Annotated in this window: 19 protein-coding genes and 1 pseudogene; 1 reads left to right on the forward strand and 19 read right to left on the reverse strand. The window is 49.3% G+C overall.

Features of this window, described 5'->3' with window-relative positions; translation table 11 throughout:
- Positions 1-11: 11 nt before the first annotated feature.
- The 10 genes and pseudogenes from GC56T3_RS17190 to GC56T3_RS17235 all read right to left on the reverse strand — a co-directional run bounded on the left by GC56T3_RS17190 (position 12) and on the right by GC56T3_RS17235 (position 10,279).
- Positions 12-1,493 (reverse strand): O-antigen polymerase, encoded by a 1,482-nt coding sequence (locus GC56T3_RS17190; RefSeq protein ID WP_013146571.1) that lies wholly within the window; start codon positions 1,491-1,493, stop codon positions 12-14.
- A gap of 56 nt (positions 1,494-1,549) precedes the next feature.
- Positions 1,550-2,641 (reverse strand): glycosyltransferase, encoded by a 1,092-nt coding sequence (locus GC56T3_RS17195; RefSeq protein ID WP_013146572.1) that lies wholly within the window; start codon positions 2,639-2,641, stop codon positions 1,550-1,552.
- A gap of 9 nt (positions 2,642-2,650) precedes the next feature.
- Positions 2,651-4,108 carry a lipopolysaccharide biosynthesis protein gene (locus GC56T3_RS17200; RefSeq protein ID WP_013146573.1) on the reverse strand — a complete coding sequence of 486 codons (1,458 nt, stop codon included), beginning with the start codon at positions 4,106-4,108 and terminating at the stop codon, positions 2,651-2,653.
- Between the two features lie 17 nt (positions 4,109-4,125).
- Positions 4,126-4,632: pseudogene (locus GC56T3_RS17205) on the reverse strand (polysaccharide biosynthesis protein); the annotation flags it as partial.
- 6 nt (positions 4,633-4,638) lie between these two features.
- Positions 4,639-5,313, reverse strand: a complete 675-nt coding sequence (locus tag GC56T3_RS17210) for a sugar transferase (protein ID WP_013146574.1) — start codon at positions 5,311-5,313, stop codon at positions 4,639-4,641.
- Positions 5,314-5,357: 44 nt separating this feature from the next.
- Complete coding sequence (gene galU / locus GC56T3_RS17215; protein WP_013146575.1) at positions 5,358-6,245, reverse strand: UTP--glucose-1-phosphate uridylyltransferase GalU; 888 nt, start codon at positions 6,243-6,245, stop codon at positions 5,358-5,360.
- A gap of 113 nt (positions 6,246-6,358) precedes the next feature.
- Positions 6,359-7,081, reverse strand: coding sequence for a hypothetical protein (locus tag GC56T3_RS17220; protein ID WP_013146576.1), 723 nt, complete (start codon positions 7,079-7,081; stop codon positions 6,359-6,361).
- A 47-nt stretch (positions 7,082-7,128) separates the two neighbouring features.
- Positions 7,129-7,623, reverse strand: a complete 495-nt coding sequence (locus GC56T3_RS17225; protein WP_223812927.1) for a hypothetical protein — start codon at positions 7,621-7,623, stop codon at positions 7,129-7,131.
- A 61-nt stretch (positions 7,624-7,684) separates the two neighbouring features.
- Complete coding sequence (locus GC56T3_RS17230; protein ID WP_013146578.1) at positions 7,685-9,055, reverse strand: AAA family ATPase; 1,371 nt, start codon at positions 9,053-9,055, stop codon at positions 7,685-7,687.
- Positions 9,056-9,514: 459 nt separating this feature from the next.
- Positions 9,515-10,279 (reverse strand): tyrosine-protein phosphatase, encoded by a 765-nt coding sequence (locus tag GC56T3_RS17235; RefSeq protein ID WP_013146579.1) that lies wholly within the window; start codon positions 10,277-10,279, stop codon positions 9,515-9,517.
- Between the two features lie 233 nt (positions 10,280-10,512).
- On the opposite strand from GC56T3_RS17235, the gene GC56T3_RS17240 reads away from it, so the two are divergent.
- Positions 10,513-11,454: a LytR family transcriptional regulator gene (locus GC56T3_RS17240; RefSeq protein WP_013146580.1), complete on the forward strand. Its 942-nt coding sequence runs from the start codon at positions 10,513-10,515 to the stop codon at positions 11,452-11,454.
- Positions 11,455-11,485: 31 nt separating this feature from the next.
- On the opposite strand, the gene GC56T3_RS17245 is transcribed toward GC56T3_RS17240, so the two are convergent.
- The 9 genes from GC56T3_RS17245 to GC56T3_RS17290 all read right to left on the reverse strand — a co-directional run bounded on the left by GC56T3_RS17245 (position 11,486) and on the right by GC56T3_RS17290 (position 18,363).
- Positions 11,486-12,271, reverse strand: coding sequence for an SGNH/GDSL hydrolase family protein (locus tag GC56T3_RS17245; protein ID WP_013146581.1), 786 nt, complete (start codon positions 12,269-12,271; stop codon positions 11,486-11,488).
- A gap of 58 nt (positions 12,272-12,329) precedes the next feature.
- On the reverse strand, positions 12,330-13,028 hold the full coding sequence (locus tag GC56T3_RS17250; protein ID WP_013146582.1) for a CpsD/CapB family tyrosine-protein kinase: 699 nt from the start codon (positions 13,026-13,028) through the stop codon (positions 12,330-12,332).
- Positions 13,018-13,761, reverse strand: coding sequence for a YveK family protein (locus GC56T3_RS17255; protein ID WP_013146583.1), 744 nt, complete (start codon positions 13,759-13,761; stop codon positions 13,018-13,020). The genes GC56T3_RS17250 and GC56T3_RS17255 overlap by 11 nt, the downstream gene beginning before the upstream one ends.
- Positions 13,762-14,013: 252 nt before the next feature.
- Positions 14,014-14,382: a hypothetical protein gene (locus tag GC56T3_RS17260; RefSeq protein WP_013146584.1), complete on the reverse strand. Its 369-nt coding sequence runs from the start codon at positions 14,380-14,382 to the stop codon at positions 14,014-14,016.
- Positions 14,383-14,523: 141 nt separating this feature from the next.
- Complete coding sequence (fabZ, locus tag GC56T3_RS17265) at positions 14,524-14,961, reverse strand: 3-hydroxyacyl-ACP dehydratase FabZ (RefSeq protein WP_013146585.1); 438 nt, start codon at positions 14,959-14,961, stop codon at positions 14,524-14,526.
- Positions 14,962-14,994: 33 nt separating this feature from the next.
- Positions 14,995-15,336 (reverse strand): DNA-directed RNA polymerase subunit beta, encoded by a 342-nt coding sequence (locus GC56T3_RS17270; protein WP_011232797.1) that lies wholly within the window; start codon positions 15,334-15,336, stop codon positions 14,995-14,997.
- An 11-nt stretch (positions 15,337-15,347) separates the two neighbouring features.
- A complete protein-coding gene (locus tag GC56T3_RS17275; protein ID WP_013146586.1) occupies positions 15,348-16,169 on the reverse strand; it encodes a flagellar hook-basal body protein in 822 nt (273 codons plus the stop codon).
- A 21-nt stretch (positions 16,170-16,190) separates the two neighbouring features.
- Positions 16,191-17,021 carry a flagellar hook-basal body protein gene (locus tag GC56T3_RS17280; RefSeq protein ID WP_013146587.1) on the reverse strand — a complete coding sequence of 277 codons (831 nt, stop codon included), beginning with the start codon at positions 17,019-17,021 and terminating at the stop codon, positions 16,191-16,193.
- A 340-nt stretch (positions 17,022-17,361) separates the two neighbouring features.
- A complete protein-coding gene (locus GC56T3_RS17290) occupies positions 17,362-18,363 on the reverse strand; it encodes a rod shape-determining protein (RefSeq protein ID WP_013146588.1) in 1,002 nt (333 codons plus the stop codon).
- Between the last annotated feature and the right edge of the window lie 57 nt (positions 18,364-18,420).

Consider the following 18,420-nt stretch of genomic DNA (forward strand, 5'->3'; position numbering starts at 1 on the left):
TCGGATATCAATCACGTAATCCGCCTTTTCTTCTTATAAAACCGGTTGTTTAATACAATATGAATAAAGAATACAGAGAAAAATAAAATAAACAAATTAATTACAGACTCCTGCACAACAGAAGAAAAATTTATCCTGTTTAGGTTAAAAGCCTGAGGCATTAGCGAACCCACAATCATAATCCAATAGCCATTAGCTCTATGCTTAATTTCTGATATTTTTCTAAACAAAAGGGATAATAATAAAAATACGATAAAAACACCTGCTACACCAAAATTCACGTATGCTTCAGCTATCGGACTAAACCCCCATCCGATAATAGAGCTCCTAAACGGATAATAAACATCGTGAATATAATTCGCAAAATCTTGCGCAATGGTAAGAGGTTTTTCACCTGGATATAAACTTCTAGGCAATATATTAGGTATAGACATCACATACGAGTAACCATACAAGGTGGAAAAACCAAATTTTAAGTGCCAAAGCAGAGTAAAATAAGGACCAGCAGCCTCGTTCGATACAGGCAACAGCCATTCTATATTAAAGTCTTTTCGCACTTTGTTGACCAAGTCACTAATTGAAGCCTCACTATTTAAAATCAGAGGGATCATATATCTAACCTGTTGAAACACGGAAAATAAAACATATAATAGTATCAAGGAGAAAAGCACTCTTTTTATATTTATTTTTTTACCATAAAAATATATAGTAAAGAAAATCAAAAACGAGTAGAGCAAAAAACGCCGATCTCCTTGTATAATTAACAATGTGCACCAAGCCGCTAAAAGAACCATTAAAATAATACTTTTAAAGCTTTTTATGCTCAGTCTTCGAAGACTAAACGCTATTAAAGCTAACCCAGTAAAGATAAAAGAGGAGTAAGGTAAATTCCCCCTACTTTGAGAGAGTAAATCCATCCTAACTCCCCGGTCTAGTTTCAATGCATAAAAAAATCCTCCTATTCTATTGTAATCAAAGAATAAAAGAATGATACCTATCACAAATAGCAAAACCCCACTTACATAATATACATTGTTACCTGAGTTAAACAAAATTTTTTCTATTTCATATCTTTTTTCATTACTCTGCTTAAAGATGGTTTCTCCGACTAATAACCCTGAACACGCTAGAAACACTAATAAACTGGCCTTAATATATATATCAGCTTCAAAACTAATAGGATATTGGGTCTTAACTAAACCTTGTTGACTAAAACTAACGCCAACATTTAGTAGTAAAAAAACGTTGTATACTATAAAAAATCCGGAAAATATGAATCCAAAGTCCATAATATCAGCGGTTTTCTTTAATCTCTGTCTCATATAAAGTAATAGGATGGAACCATTGATACAACTCAATAAGATAATAATAATCCCTTTTCCAAATACTCCTTCATTTATATACCCGACTAATACGGAAAAAAGACCTATTATACTTGATAATACAATTAACAAAAAAGTTTTCAAATACCGATAAGTATCTATATTAAGCATAATTGTATGCTATCCTCCAATAGGTAATAAAGCTCTCGAGAATTTATGTAATCTGATTACATAAAAAGTTTAAAGTAATTTTTAAATACCTCAATATCAGTAAATAATTTATAGCTATGATTACTATACTTTCCTTTTTTATACTCTAATTTCTTTAAAATTTCTTTAGCTAGTCCCTTTTCATCTCCTACCCTTACCAAGCAACCATACTTTCCATTCTCTAATATCTCTCTCGGCCCACTCGGACAATCTGTAGATATTACATTTGCTCCACAAGCTAAGGCTTCTACTAAAACAGTAGGCAATCCTTCCCATTTAGAAGAAAGAACAAATACTGAACAACGTTTCATATATGCATACGGATTCTGCACAAACCCTATGATGTCTACATCCTGCTCTAATCCCATATCCTTTATTAAATTTAACAACTCTTCCCGCTTTTCTCCATCGCCCAAAATCACTAATTTCGCTTCCCTTTGTTGCCGCACATGATAAAAAGCTTTGATAAGCGTAGGATAATCTTTCGCCTCTGTCAATCGACCAACGGCTAAGATGACGGGATGTTGTTTGTCTTGAAACCAGGGATGATCCACTTCCTCATCTGCTTTTTCAAATAGATCATCGGTGACGACCGGATTATAAATGACTTTAATTTTTGATCGGGAAAGATTTAATGTTTTCGATAAATCATCCGCTACACCGTTAGACACCGCAATGACATGGTCAGCCATTGGATAGAAAAGCTTCATAAAAAAAGGCATGAGTTTCGTGCGAAAATTTGCAGGATGCAACAAGGAGCGGCTTAACGTACTATGTTCCGTAACGAAAATCCTCGTTTTGGCCAAAGAGGCTTTTGCAGCCAAAATCGCGATAATGTTGGCATGATTTAACGCGGATATTAAAGCAAACGGCTTGTTCTTGCGCAAATACCTCGCTAATGGAAATAGACTCAAAGCGACGCGCGATGCGTTTAAATTGACAATACGAATATCACTGGGGATTTGCGACAGGTAAGGCCCTTCTGCTTGAGCCAAAACCATGTCTACTTGAAAGTTGTTTTTGGCAAATGCTTTCGCTAAGTTCACCATCACCCTCTCGGCTCCCCCGCCGCGGAGGGAGGGAAGGAAAAGCGCAATATGTTTGTTCATGGTTGTTTTTTACTTCCTCTCCGTTTTTAATTTAGTCGCCCAGCCACTTACATGTTCACGTATCTCCCATACGTTTAAAAGATACACCATTGTAAAATAAACCAAAACTCCTAAACCAACCTTTGCCATTAGACGATATAAATTGTCATCCGCATTATCCAAAAAATAAAGAGGAATTGACATAACCATAGCACAGACAACGATTTTTACAAAATCACTTAATGGAAATGACACCGGAAAGACTGCTTTACCTATAATTCCGCTTAAAACGAAAGCCGCGATATAAGCAATGAAGGTAGCATATACCGCCCCATTAATTCCATAGACCGGGATGAAAACTAAATTTAAGATGATATTGATCACTCCACCCGCAAGGACAGGCCAGATTTGCAAAGTGGTTTTCTTCCCAAGCTGAAATGATAAATCAAGATAATAGGATTTCATTCCTTGCAATAGCACACTAATTGCTACAACCGGTATGATCATCGAAGCCTTTTCTCTAAATTCTTCGCCCAATATACTTGAAGAAATGCTGTTGTTCAATACCACCATGCCTATCGTTGCCGGAGCAGCAATTAAAAATAAAGCAACAGCACTGCTTCTTATTTGTTTTTGTGCAGCTTCATATCCTTTGGTTTCCAAAGCCCTCACACACAAAGGATACGAAGCTAAATTGACAATCATCATTAACATAATAATCGTTTGTTGGGTTAAATCATAGGCCGCAGAATAAATTCCAGCTTCACTTTTCCCCACCATCCAACCTAATAATAATCGATCCGACTGATTCATAACAAACGATAACGAAAGTGTAGCGGTTAAAGGAAGACCGTAACTCACGCACTCTTTCAATAAAGCAAAATGAAAATTTTCTTTTTGCAAGAGAAATCGGATGTTTTGCTTCTTTTCTTGGAGAGCATATAAAATCCATAAGGATAACAATGGGCCGATGATCAATCCAAAAACAACCCCGTTCAACCCTAGCCCCAATTGAATAAGCAGTAGACTCAGCCCTAAAGATATGGTTGATTTTAAAACAGAAAGCAACCCGTAGGCTTTAGTTTGCAAAGACGCTCGCAACAACTCTGAAATAATATCAAAAATGGATTGAGAAATAGCGAGCAATAAGACGCCTATCGTGATAGAAAAAGTTTCAAAACCTAAAAGTAAAGATAGAGAGGTAACGAAAATAAGCGCTACTAAAGTGAGGAGATAACCGATAAAAAGAGTACTCAATAATACATATTCGTTCTTTTCATTCCTATATTTTGACAAAAATCGGAGCAGGACTAGCCTAATCCATTGAAAAAATACAGAATTTACCAATCCACCCGTAGCAACAATTAGTGCATATTCCCCATAATCCTCCGTACTCAACATTCGAGTATACAAAGCAAGAGCAAGAAAGTTGACAATGCCTGTTAACCCTCTGGAGACAAAATAACTGAAAACATGTTTGATGAACATCTATTCTTCTTTCCTTTTCAACTCACTTTTTCCGGGACAGCCCGCCCATTCGCAATTCCCACTACCGTCACCCGCACTTCGTCCTCGCTCATCCCCTCAAACCGCTCCATAAAGTCGCGGAGGATGGCTTCGTCCACCGCCGTCGCCTTCCCAATATGAATCTTCGGAAACACCTGCTCCGGATAAACCTCATTTTCGTTCAACAGTTCCTCAAACATTTTCTCACCTGGGCGGATGCCGGTGAATTCGATGCCGATTTCTTCGACGGTGTAGCCGGATAGTTTGATTAAGTTTTTCGCGAGATCGACGATTTTGACTGGTTCGCCCATGTCAAGGACGAAAATTTCCCCGCCTTTGGCCAAGGCCCCCGCTTGGATGACGAGGCGGGAGGCCTCCGGGATCGTCATGAAGTAGCGCGTCATGTCCGGATGGGTGACGGTGACGGGGCCGCCTGCTTGGATTTGTTTTTTAAACAGCGGGATGACGCTGCCGCGGCTGCCGAGGACGTTGCCGAAGCGAACGGCTTGTTTTTATCTCGCCCCATCTCCCGTTAGACAAACTTTTATGGTCTTCAAAATAATTTTAAGATCGAGCCAGAAGCTCATGTTATGAATATAATAACGATCCAATTCCAATTTTTCTCTAGGGGTAATGTCATACCCCCCATTCACCTGCGCCCATCCGGTAATCCCCGGTTTTACTTGCAGTCGATCAATAAAACCCGGGATTTCCTCGTTGAATTGTGCGGTGAACATCGGCCGTTCTGGTCTTGGGCCAATCAGGCTCATATCTCCTTTTAGCACATTAAATAACTGTGGAAGTTCATCGATCCTTGTTTTTCGGATAAATGCTCCCACTCTAGTCACACGTGGATCATTTTTTGCGGCCCATTGTGCACCGTTTTTTTCCGCATTTACCTCCATTGAACGCAATTTGATGACCTTAAAATACTTTCCATACAATCCAACCCGTTCTTGGAGGAAAAAAGCTGGCCCGGGCGTCTCCAATTTGATAATGATTGCAAAAATGACGATGATCGGAATGGCCACCGGCAAGGCGAGCAATGAAAAGACAATATCTAAGAATCTCTTTATATAAGGGTAATATTTTATCTTTGTCTGCTGTTGCTCTATTATGTACGGTGTATCGATCGCAGCAGCATATTCCCTAAAAAAATCGTTGTCCCGATTCGCGCTGGCCCCCACCTCTGATTTTTCCCTCCCATATCTACATCTCTTCTACAGTCAGGTTACAGCGGCTTTAGCTGTTTTTCTCTTTGAAGGATATGTTCTAGAAACCCATGCAAATCATCCCTTAACTCCTCATTTTGCAACGCGAACTCGATCGTCGTTTTGATGAATCCGAGCTTCTCGCCGACGTCGTAGCGTTTACCTTCGAATTCGTAGGCGAAAACGCGCTGGATTTCGTTTAGTTTTTGAATCGCGTCGGTGAGTTGGATTTCGCCGCCGGCGCCGGCTTCTTGTTTTTCAAGGAAGAGGAAGATTTCCGGTGTGAGTATGTATCGTCCCATAATCGCTAAGTTCGATGGCGCGGTGCCTGGCGCTGGTTTTTCGACGAATTGGCGCACTTGGTAGCGGCGTCCGTGCTGTTCGAGTGGGTCGATGATGCCGTAGCGGTGTGTTTCGTTGTCGGGCACTTGTTTGACGCCGATGACCGAGCTCAATGTTTGTTCGTATTGATCGATGAGCTGCTTCAAGCACGGCGGGTCGGCTTGGACGATGTCGTCGCCAAGCAGCACGGCGAACGGTTCGTCGCCGATGAAGTTGCGCGCGCACCAGACGGCGTGGCCCAGCCCTTTCGGCTCTTTTTGCCGGATGTAGTGGATGTCGACTTTCGACGGTTCTTTCACTTTTTCGAGCAGGTCGTATTTGCCTTTTTCGATAAGGTTTTGCTCGAGTTCGAAGGCGATGTCGAAATGGTCTTCGATGGCGCGTTTTCCTTTCCCTGTGACGATGATGATGTCTTCGATCCCTGAGGCGATGGCTTCTTCGACGATGTATTGGATCGTCGGCTTGTCGACAATCGGCAGCATCTCCTTTGGCATCGCCTTCGTCGCCGGGAGGAAGCGCGTGCCTAAGCCCGCCGCGGGGATGATCGCTTTGCGCACTTTTTTCATCTTATGTAACCCCCTATGTATGTTTGGCCCATATGCCCCCGCGCATCGGTGCAACCGCAGCTGCGCCGATGAGCCGATGCATATGGGCATAAAAAACAGTCCCTTTTGGGGACTTAGTTTGGCAGTTTTGATTTCAGATTCAAGATTTCTTTTTCGTGATCGATCAGTTTGTCGAACATCACATCGGATCGGCGCTGCAAGTACGAGACGGTGACATCGACGGACTTTCTGATGCTGGTGACATCGTTTAAAATGAGGGCTTGATTGTGTTTGGAAATGCGCAGCTCTTCGAGGATTCGTTCTTGCGTCTGCTTCATGCCGGCCATCTCGTGTTCTAATTTTTGTTGGCCTTGTTGCAGCTGGGTGATGTCTTTTTGGATTTGAGAGACCGTCGTTTCCAATGTCCGTTGACCTTCTTGGAGCTGGACGATCTCACGCTGCAATGCATTCTGGCCTTCTTGCAACTGGATAATGTCTTTTTGAATTTGGGAAACCGTCGTTTCCAATGTCCGTTGGCCTTCTTGCAGTTGGGCGACATCACGCTGCAACGCCTTCTGCCCTTCTTGGAGCTGGGCAACGTCCTTTTGAATTTGGGAAACCGTGGTTTCTAATGTCCGTTGACCTTCTTGCAGTTGGGTGACATCACGTTGCAATGCTTTCTGACCTTCTTGCAGTTGGGTGACTTCCTTCTGAAGCTGGGATACATCTTGCTGCAGCTGCGATACGTCTTGACGAATGTGTCCGACTGTGCCTTCCAACCGCTCGAGCCTGTCGTGGACTGGTTTCAGTTCTTCTTGCAAGACGGAACGAAGCAATTCTTTCAGCTCTTGGCTCATGGCTTCACCTCCTTGACGCCATTATAGCATGGCGCGGCAGGGAAACGTTACAACGTGTATTCTCCTTGTCCGGAGTCATTCAGTGGAATGCGTTGATGAGGAACTTCATGCCCCAAAATGACAAGGCTTGGATCATCCCAGTCCGCATACGGCGGCTTCTTCACGGGTTTGCCCACCGGCTGCCGAAACAAAGCTGGATCTGGCGAGTTTTTCGATAAATGGTCATCCTGGTAGGCCGTGTATACACATATTTTTGAAAAAGGCGGAAGATCCAAAAGCCCTCGTAACATATAGGCATGAAGCATGCCTCCTTCAAACTGCTGTTTCGCCTTTTCCCAACTCTTCACTCTTACTGTTTTTTTACATTCAAAAATGTGCAGTTCCCAACATTGCTTCTCTCTTCTGACAAAGACGATGCCATCGGGTGTGTTTTTGGTTCGAAGATAAGGGAATCCGTTGTTAGGCTTGATCGAAAACACTACGGCTTCGTTGGAACAGTGGAGCGTTACTTGTGCTTCTCCCGATTTTTCCTGCTCGATCACATATAACGTTCCGCCTGTTTCCCCCGTTTTCTCATAAAAGCTTCGCTCAAGGTATTCGAGGTTATTCATCCTCTCCATCCTCTTCCCCGATCTGGAATGCATACGTCTCTTCATTCAACTGCCAAATGACTTCATTGAACGTTTCCGCCGGAAAGCCGTTTTCGGTCGGAATGAGCGGTGTGATGATCGTGTCTTGGCCTTGCAGGCGGAACTGGTACGCCCTCACCTTTTTCGGATCAATCGCGTCATCATCGACATAACCATACGTTTTCATCAACTGTTCTCTCTTTGGATGCTGATGAAGTTTGATCAAATTGTTCACCTGTTGGAACAAAATGTCGCTATGAGTGGTCAGCCATACCGGCATGCCCCGGTTGGCCAACTTGACAAGCGCTGTCGCTAATATGCGCTGGACGCGTGGATGCAGGTGCGCTTCTGCCTCTTCAAAAAAGAGCGAACGGTACGTTGCTTTTGATTTTAAAAACAAAATGAGCGGCGACAGTTCGGTCACAAGCGACGATGTGACATATAACGGCAAGCGTTCTTGTTTGCCTTGTGGGCAATAGTAGAACGATGGAATCGGTCCTTTTTCTTGGTCCATGGTTCCGTTGGCAATCTCGGTTTCAATAAATCGTCCGATGTCCGCATATTTCGACTGTCCGCTTTCCTCCAAACGCAACAACGCTTGCAAGAATCGATAGACAGGCAACGTGAAGTCAAGGGATGGTTCCTCATGTTCTTCGTTGATCATCCGTTCCATCATTTCTTGCACCAGCGCCTTGTAAGACAACATGAACCCTGTTCTCGAAGCGGGCAAATACAGCGCTTCGCCAATGGCCCGCCCTTGGATGCCGCCTTGTCTGGATGGCGGGTAAAACGGCGATGTAAGTCCATCCATCAGCAAATTCCACGTAATGTATTGAGCCATGCGATACCGCTCTGTCGCTTGTCCCTTGCTTCGATCCGTATACGGGATGCGAATATAGTGTTTCCCCGTCGAAAAACGAGTGCCTTGGAGCGAATCTTTCTTTTCAAAGATGATTCGCAGCGGTTCAGAACGGCGGTACCGCTCGATGCTTAACGAACCGATCGGGATTTTGCGCCGAAAAATCGTTCTAACCAACTCGCTTTTTTTGTTTCTGAGAACATCATTAAACCATTGGACAAACAGTTGCGCTTCACGGTCTTGGATGAGGCAGTCATCGCCGATAGACGATTCAAGAAAGCGATCGATTTCCTTGTACGTGGACGTGTTCGGAGGGTCTTTTGGAAACAGCTTGCGCCCCTCGGACAACACCCCCCAAAGAAGCGACATCAGATAGCTTTTCCCGCTGTTGTTGTCGCCGACAAACAACATCAACGGGGCAATATCGATTTCCCCCTGTTTGATCTTTCCAAATCGCTCAACCTTTAACGCCCAAGTTTGTTCCATGCGCGTATCGCCTCTCTTTACAAATTACAAATCTTCTATCTTTCTACTATTATAAACGATACGCTTGATTCATAATCACGGATTGAGCCAAAACGATTGAAAAATCGGGCATCTAACCCGCCCTCACGCCACACCCTCGACGACGGGCGTCTAAGGTGCCAGGACCGTCATCGTCCCCACCCACGGCATGGCCGAGTGCCTCCGTTGATAACGGTAAGGAGACATCACCGAACGAAACGGCATCAACGAAGAAAACGGCCTGTCTTTAAGACAAAGAAGCCGCCGCTATGAATCTCTTGCCGCGCGAGCCAAACTGTCTTAAAGAAAGGGCCGCCGCTATTGGATGCCGTTCGACATCATCCTGAATCGTTCTACAAGAAACAAGCCATGTTTCGACAACGAACGGGCAAAAGAAAAGAAGTATTTCTAAATTATTTTATATCATACTGCCAACTATTTCTAAAAGAGGCCAAGGAACTTTTTCTTTTTCACCCGCTGTGGTTCGTCGCGGAACACGGCTTGGCCGCGAACGAGCAGCTCGGCGTTCTCTTGGAAGTAGTACACCATGTCTGTCCCGTATTCTTTCCGGATCACCTCGTACGCCTCGCGAAGGCGAAACGGCCGCGTTTTCGTGTTATGGGCGTCCGAGGCGATGAAATGGGCCAAGTTCGCTTCGATCAGCTGAAACGAGAACGTTTTGATTTTCTTGCCGAAATGGCCCGTAATGCTTGATGCCGTCAGCTGGGCCAAGGCGCCGCGTTTGACGAGCTGGTAAAGCCGCTCGGGGGTTTCGATGATCTCGGCGTTTCGCTCCGGATGGGCGATGATCGGGATAAACCCTTTTACTTGGGCATCAAAGAGGAGTTGCTCCGCATACTTCGGCACATGATCGGGCGGAAATTCGATCAACATGTATGATGTATCGGCAAGCGTCATCACCTCGCCTCGGGCAAGGCCGTCAAGCAAGTCGCCGTGGATGCGCACTTCTTGGCCTGGAAGCACGTTCAAGGCGATGCCGCGCCGTTTCAATTCGTCATTTAGTTCCGCCGCCAAGGAAAGGACGGCTGGTCTTGGGTTGTCATACGTTCCATTTTGATGATGGGGAGTGGCGATGATCGTTGTAATCCCCTCCTTGGCTGCGGCTTGCGCCATGGCGATGGCGTTCTCCATCGCCGCCGCTCCGTCGTCAACGCCAGGCAAAATATGGCTATGAATGTCGATCATCGTCCACTCCTCCTTTTTTCGCTCTACTAAACACCTATTATGGTAACATAGGAAAAACAGGCTATCAATGGATGAGATTTGTCGAACATTGTCGAAATGGAAGCCAAATTCCACCGATTAGGGGGCAAGCTGGAACGCCCGCCAATGCGGCTGTCAGTTGTCTTCTTTTCGAAAACGGTCTATAATCGAAATGGTATGCACGAAAATTTCTGAATGGAAAAGGAAGAGTGCCCATGAGAGCAGAACGTCGAAAAAAGAAGAAAACATGGCTCCGCTGGGTGACGGGATTGCTCGTCGTGTTATTCGCTGGAGCAGGAATATTCGCCTATTCCATTTATCATCATGTGAAACAGACGGCGAACCAAATGCATGAGAACGTCAACTGGAAGTCGGAGAAGCGGAAAGAAGACGTTTCGTTTGAACGGAAGACGCCGATTTCCATTTTGTTGATCGGCGTTGATGAACGCAAAGGGGATCGCGGGCGCGCGGATACACTGATTGTGATGACGGTGAATCCGAACAAGCAGTCGATTGACATGGTGAGCGTGCCGCGCGACACGAGGACCGAGATCGTCGGAAAAGGGACGAAAGATAAAATCAACCACTCGTACGCCTTTGGCGGAGTGGAGATGACGATGGCGACGGTCGAGCATTTCTTGGATATTCCGATTGACTATTACATTAAAGTCAACATGGAAAGCTTCCGCGACATCGTCGATGCGGTCGGCGGCGTGACGGTGAACAACCCGTTCGCGTTTACGTATGAAGGAACGCACTTCCCGAAAGGCGAGATTACGTTGAACGGGGACGAGGCGCTGAAATACTCCCGCATGCGGAAAGAGGACCCGCGCGGCGATTTCGGGCGCCAGGACCGGCAAAAGCAGATCATTCAAGCGATTATTGAGAAAGGCGCCAGCTTCTCGTCGCTCACGAATTACAGCGATGTGCTCGCAGCGATCGGGAAAAACGTGAAAACGAACTTGACATTTGAGGAAATGAAAGAAATTCAAGCGAATTACAAAGACGCCCGCAAGCACATTAAGCAGCTGCATATTACGGGACAAGGGACGAAAATCAATGGCATTTATTACTTGATCGTGCCAGCGAGCGAACGGCTGGCGATTTCGAATGAGTTGAAAGAGCATCTAGAGCTGAAAGCGACAGCGGCGAAGTAAATGAGACGCGCACCTTAAGAGGTGCGCGTTTTCATTGGGCGATGAAGCGCTTGGCGAGCGCATCGGCCCAAAGCGCGGCTCCTTCCTCGGTCGGCAAGTCGGTTTGCGGGTCGACGTAGCGGTTCAGCTCTTCGCTTTGATCGTCAGGCCAGGCGTGCCAATGGTTGAGGTAAGGATAGCCGTTCTCTTTGGCAAACGCTTCGAGCTGTTGGACTTGGCGCGGGTAGTAGGTCGCGTTGTAAATCGGGTTCGGCGGCTGCAAGATCACGACCGCATTCGGGGCCGCCGATTTGAGCTCGTCGACGATCGATTTGATATGGGCAAGAGTGTCGTCGATCGTCACGACGCCGTTGTCGTTTAACAAAAACGGTTCAAGCAGGACAAGATCCGGCTTGTCCTTGACCCAGTCGGCGGCGATGCGCTGTCGGTCGGCGTCGGCGGTGGTCAAGCCGTCGTATTCGTGGACGGTGATGTGGAACACGCCTTTCCCGTAGGCGTCATCGAGCGCTTGTTTCAACCGCTCAGGCCAGCCGCCGTTTTCTGGCGTTGATTCGGAGCCAGCGATGACGAGGTGGATCGGACGGTGTTCCTCCACCGCCCGCTTGATGGCAGCTTGCGCGGCCGCTGGCAGCTGCCTAGCGCGGGCGAGGATCACTTTCGTTTGGCTCGTCTCCGTTTCCTGCTTGGCGGATGTTTCGACTTTCGCCCGCGCCGCTTGCACCGTGGCTTCGATTTTTCGCTCCCAGTACAAGTGACCGGTGATCAGAAAGGCAAGGCAAGCGGCGGTGACCAAAAGGATGAGGACGAAGTTTCTCAACGGTTCTCCCCCTTTTCTCTATCAGAACGGCTTCCCGCGGTCGGGAAGCCGTTTGTGGTTACTTGTATTGATAGTAGTAATAGTACCCGCCGTCACGGTGCTTCCGCTTGTTCAAGACAACGCCGAGCAGTTTGGCGTTGGCCGCTTCGAGCAGTTCTTTCGCCTTGACCGCCGCTTCGATTTCGGTGCCGCCGCTTGCGATGACCAGCACCGTGCCGTCGCATTGGTTGGCTAAAATTTGTGCGTCCGTCACGGCGAGGACGGGCGGGGTGTCGAAGATGACAAGGTCAAACGTCTCATACAGCTGTTCGAGGCATTGCGCCATCGCGTTCGAGCTGAGGAGCTCGGCCGGGTTTGGCGGAATCGGGCCGGACGTTAAGATGGATAAGTGGTCGATTTCGGTCGCTTGGCACGTCGACAACAGCGGCGCCGAACCCGTTAAGACGTTGGTCAGTCCTTTGTAGTTGTTTAAGCGGAACGTGTAATGGACGGTCGGTTTGCGCAAGTCGGCATCAATGAGCAATGTCTTTTTCCCTTGCTGGGCGAAGACGACCGCTAAGTTCGCCGCGGTGGTCGATTTCCCTTCGCCAGGTCCGGTTGACGTGACAATTAGGGAGCGGAGCGGCGCATCAATGAATGAAAATTGGATATTCGTTCGGATCGTTCGGTATTGCTCCGCGATGGGCGATTTTGGGTTGTCGACCGTGATCAGTCTCCGCTCCGCTTTGCGGATCGATGCTGCTGGTTTACGAGCCAATGGTTTCACCTCTTGTTTGTGGAATGGCGGATTCGCGTCTCGCTTTTTGGCCGCCTTCAGCCGTGATTAAACTGACCGCGCCGAGCACCGGCAAGCCAAGATGTTTTTCGACATCTTCTTCCGTTTTGATCGTGTTATCCAAATATTCAAGCAGAAAAGCAAGTCCCACACCCGTCATCAAGCCGACAACAAAGGCGATGGCCATGTTGAGAAGCGGCTTCGGCTTGACCGGAGCTTGATGCTCTTTCACTTCCGCTTTCGAGAGAATGGTGACGTTGTCGATGTTCATGATTTTGACGATTTCGTTTTTGAACACTTCCGCCGTTTTGTTGGCGATCTTGGCCGCCATGGCTGGATCCGGGTCTTGGACGGTGACAGAGAACACTTGTGAGTCTTTTTCGCTTGAGACTTGGATTTGTTCGTTCAGTTCGTCAAGCGTCCGGTCGAGGTGGAGCTCGTCTTTCACTTTTTCCAAAATCGTCGGGCTTTTAATGATGACGCTGTACGTGTTGATGAGCTGCACGTTCGTTTGGATTTCATTGAAGTTGTAGAGCTGCTGCTCGGATTTCGCCTGGTTGACGAGAATTTGCGTCGACGCCTCGTAAATCGGCGTCAATATAAAGTAGCTGACCACACCGCTTACAACGGTGGCAAGCGCGGTGATCAGGACGATGAGCCAAAGCCGTTTGCGCAATGTATCGAACAGCTCGCGCAGGCTGATTGTTTCTTCCATCCGTGTTCCCCCTCTCTTGTTTGCCTCCGTCTTGCTTGACGTTCGCTGAATGTACGCCCCTTCTGATGTAGAATGGGTGGGCTGTGCGGGTGTTTTCCCCGCAAGGACATCGCGGTGTTCGACCTCTGTCCCGATCTTTCGAACATGAATCGACATTCCCATTATAGCGAATAGAAAGGGACATAGCTAGCCGAAATGAGTACTAATTTTGGCCAAATGAAAAGGCCGCCCGACAGGCAGCCTTTGTTTGCGCTATTCGTCTTTATTGTCTTTGTCATTCGCATCCCGCGGATCTTCAATCGGGTCTTCCCGGTCCGGAACCGTATCGCGCTCATCGTCGCCCGGTCCGTTGTTCATGTCGTCTCCCGGCGGGAGTTGATTGTTTTGGTTGTCGTTCAAATCGGTATCGCGGTTGTCCGGGATGCCGTCGTTGTCTTTGTCGTTGTCGACGTTATCGTTTTGGTTGATGTCATCAGCCGGGTTCATGTCTTGGTCGTTGACATCGTTTTGGTTGTTTGGCGGCGGCGGATTGTTGTTGTCGCGGTTCATATTGCATCCAGCCGCTAAAAAGAGGGCGACGACGGCGCTGAACAGCCGGATCAGCAACGCTTTTTTCTTCATCCTATCTGCTCCTTTCTATTGGTTGTGGTGACCTTATGTAAGGCCGGTCCTTGTTTATCTTTCCCAGAAAGAAACGTTTCATTCGTTCGCTATATAGCGCAGCCGACAAAAAAACGCGCTCCCCGAAGGAACGCGTTTTGTTCAGTCAGCTCGTTTGTCGCCAAGAGCGAACATCAACTCCGTTTCGCAGACAAGCTCGCCGTCGACGGTGGCGATGCCTTTGCCTTTGCCGATGGCGCCGCGGGCGCGGAGAATTTCGACTTCCAAGCGGAGCTGGTCGCCCGGCTTGACTTGCTTTTTAAAACGGCAGTTGTCAATGCCGGCGAAAAAGGCGAGGCGGCCCCGGTTTTCCTCGCTCTGCAGGAGGACGACGGCGCCGACTTGGGCGAGCGCTTCGACGATCAACACGCCAGGCATGACCGGGTATTCAGGGAAGTGGCCGGCGAAAAATGATTCGTTGGCGCTCACGTTTTTGATGCCGACGGCGCGCTTGCCTTCTTCGATTTCAACGATGCGGTCAACAAGCAAAAACGGATAGCGGTGCGGGATGATGGACTGGATTTGCTGGATGTCAAGCATGGGCAAACTCCTTTCTCTCGTTTGGCGGCTTCATCAGCCGCGGTCCGTTCCTTTCTCGACGATATCGATGATGTGCTTCCACGTGGACGGGCGGAATACATCGAGCGGCTTCCCATCGCCGATGGCGCTGTAGCCGACGACCGCCCCGGCGGCGAGGCTTGCGGCCATCAAGACGATCACGATGATCAGCCGAAGCCAGATCGGGATGAGCCGGGTGCGGACGAACCGGCGCGGCGCGGCCGCCTCCCCTTCCGGCGGAAGGGCTTTGGCTTCCGGTTCGGCGGGAGTCGGCGGGCTCTTTCTTACTCGGCCTTTCCGCCTCGCCATCCGGGAAGACGGCGAGCGCATAGGTTCTTGATGCCTCTCGTCACTCATAGCGATCCTCCTTATGAGGAGCGCATGCCGTTAATCAGCCCGAGCATTTGTTCGGAGATGGAAATGGCGCGGGCGTTCAGCTGATACGCTCGGCTTGTCGCCATCAGGCCGACCATTTCCTCGCCAAGGTCGACGTTCGACTGTTCCAAGGCGCCTTGCTTGACGCTGATTTGGCCGCGCAAGTTGCCGTTCAGTTCTTCGGCCGCGCCTGGGACGTTGGGAAGCGCATAGACATTGCCGCCGCGGGCTTCCAGAAGCTGTGGACGGCGGATCACGGTGACGCCCAAATTGACGCGGGCGACGACGCGGCCGTCGGCATTGGTTGCCGTCAACGTCCCAGTCGGGGACACCTGCACGTCATGCGCATCGGCGGGAAGCACAATCGGCGCGTTCCTTTCATCAAGCACAAACAGGCCGTCGCTTGTCGTCAAAGCAAGCTCGCCGTTCATGGGCGCAAGCGAAAAGTTGCCGGCGCGGGTGTAGCCGATCGTTTCCGCGCCGTTTTGATCGGCCAGACGGACGCGGAACCATTGGTTTTCGGCCGTCAAGGCAAAATCCAAGCGGCGGCCGGTTTCCACCAGCGCGCCTTGCTTGGTGATGAGCATCGTCGAAGCGAGACGCGCCCCGTTGCCATAGCGCACGCCCTCTGGCGTTTGCCGGGGCGCTTCGTCGTTCGGCAGGCGGTCGATTTGTTGGGTCAAGAGCTCGGCAAAGCTCGCTTCGCGCCGTTTAAAGCCGACGGTGTTGCTGTTGGCGATGTTATGGCTGATCGTATCGAGCCGCTCTTGCAAAGCGTTCATCGTGTTGGCGGCGGTGAGCATCGAACGAAGCACGGGCTTGTCCCCCTTTTGTCATCATTTCAGGCGGCCGACTTCGTTGACGGCCTTGTCCAAGCTGCGGTCGTACGCTTGGACGATTTTTTGGTTCGCTTCAAACGTGCGGTAGGCAGCGAGCAAATCGGTCATCGTCCGCTCAATGTCGACGTTCGACCGCTCGAGAAAACGCTGTTTCACCGTATACGTCACATTGCCGGGCGCCTGCGGCAACGGCCCTGTCGTGCTGCGGAACAGGCCGTTTCCTTCCTTCACCAATGTTTGCGGGTTGGCGGCGAATGCAACGCCGAGACGGGTGGCCGTCCCATTCTCATCGATGATCGTTCCGTCGTCGCGAACAGAAAACCGCTCGCTTGAGAGCGGAATGCGCTCGCCATTGGCATCAAGCACATACCAGCCCTCTTGCGTCGTCAAGTAGCCGTCCGGGCTCAAGGTGAAATGACCGTTTCTTGTGTAGCGGACCTCCCCTTGACCGTTGGCGACGGCAAAAAACAGCGCGCCTCGCTGGCGGCTCGCCCGGTCGACGGGGACTTGTCCGTCCACAAGGGCGATATCGGTCGCCAAGCCGGTTTCTTTCACATCCCCTTGGCGGAAGTTCGGGATGAGTTCTTGCATATAGACGCCCGTGACGAGCGGCCCAATGACGGTTTGCGTCGGGATGGCGCGCCTTGAGGCGGTCGGGATCGGTTGATCCTCGAGGCGGCTCATCAACAGTTCCGGAAACGCTCTCATCGCGGCCGCATCGGCTTTGTATCCCGGCGTTTCGGCGTTCGCCAAATTGTTCGTCAGCCAATCCACGCGCCGCTCTTGCGCCAACATGCCGCTCGCGGCGGTGTACAACCCTCTCAACATGACCAGCACCTCGCTTGTCCGATCGATCAGAAAAAGCCGCGGCCGCTCTTTGGGCAACGGCGGATGGGGTGTTCCCTATGGTCAAGCGGGCGGCGCGTTGCCCTGCCGCTCCGCTCCTTTCCATTCCATCTTTCATTATAAGCGGGCAAGGGCAGCCGCGGCATCCCCCGCCATTCCTTTTTTGCCCGCCTCGCTTGTCTCGGCGGCGGTTGTATCCATTTTGATCACGCCATGAGAAAAACGTCCTTCCAAAGCGGTCTTCGCCTGAATGACGCAAAAGGTTGACTCTATAAGGTTGATCCAGATGAACCATCTCTTGGCCAAAGGGCATGACGGCTTTTTAAATCAATTGCGATTTTGGCGCCCGATCGATGTTTTCCAGCATAATCCCGGTGCCAAGAGCGACGCAGTCCATCGGATTCTCCGCGACGAACACCGGAAGCTTCAGCTCTTCTGACAGCAATAAATCGATGCCATGAAGCAATGCGCCGCCGCCCGTTAAAATGACGCCGCGGTCGATAATATCCGCCGACAATTCCGGCGGGGTGCGCTCGAGCACGCTTTTGGCAGCTTGTACAATCAACGACACCGGCTCGCGAAGCGCCCGTTCGATTTCTTCTGAACGAATGGTGATCGTGCGCGGCAGTCCGGTGACGAGATCGCGGCCGCGGACGTCGATTTCTTCGGACCGTGCGCCTGGGAATACCGTTGCGACCTTAATCTTGATTTCCTCGGCCGTTCGCTCCCCAATGAGCAGCTTATATTCGCGCTTGATGTAGTTTAAAATCTCCATATCAAACTTGTCCCCGGCCATTTTAATGGAAGAGGCGGTGACGATGTCTCCCATCGAGAGAACCGCGACGTCAGTCGTGCCACCGCCAATATCAACGACCATGTTTCCGCACGGCTGAAAAATGTCCATTCCGGCGCCAATGGCTGCGACTTTCGGCTCTTCCTCCAAGTACACTTTTTTGCCGCCGCTTTTTTCCGCTGCCTCTTTGATCGCTTTCCGTTCCACGGATGTTGTGTTCGTCGGGCAACAAATCAAAATGCGCGGTTTGGCGAAAAAGCCTTTTAGGTCGAGCTTGCTTAAGAAATGCTTCAGCATCGCTTCGGTAATGTCAAAATCCGCGATGACGCCGTCTTTGAGCGGCCGAATGGCAACAATATTCCCAGGAGTACGTCCGACCATTCGTCGTGCTTCTTCGCCGACTGCCAGCACTTTGTTCGTGTGTTTATCGATCGCCACGACGGACGGCTCATTGAGCACGATGCCTTTGCCTTTGACGAAAATGAGGACGTTCGCCGTGCCTAGGTCAATGCCGATGTCTCGTGAAAACATATGACTTGCTCCTCCTTGCCTCTGCCCTAAAATCATTCCTAATTGTTTATTCTACCA

The sequence above is a fragment of the Geobacillus sp. C56-T3 genome, assembly GCF_000092445.1.
GTDB lineage: Bacteria > Bacillota > Bacilli > Bacillales > Anoxybacillaceae > Geobacillus > Geobacillus thermoleovorans.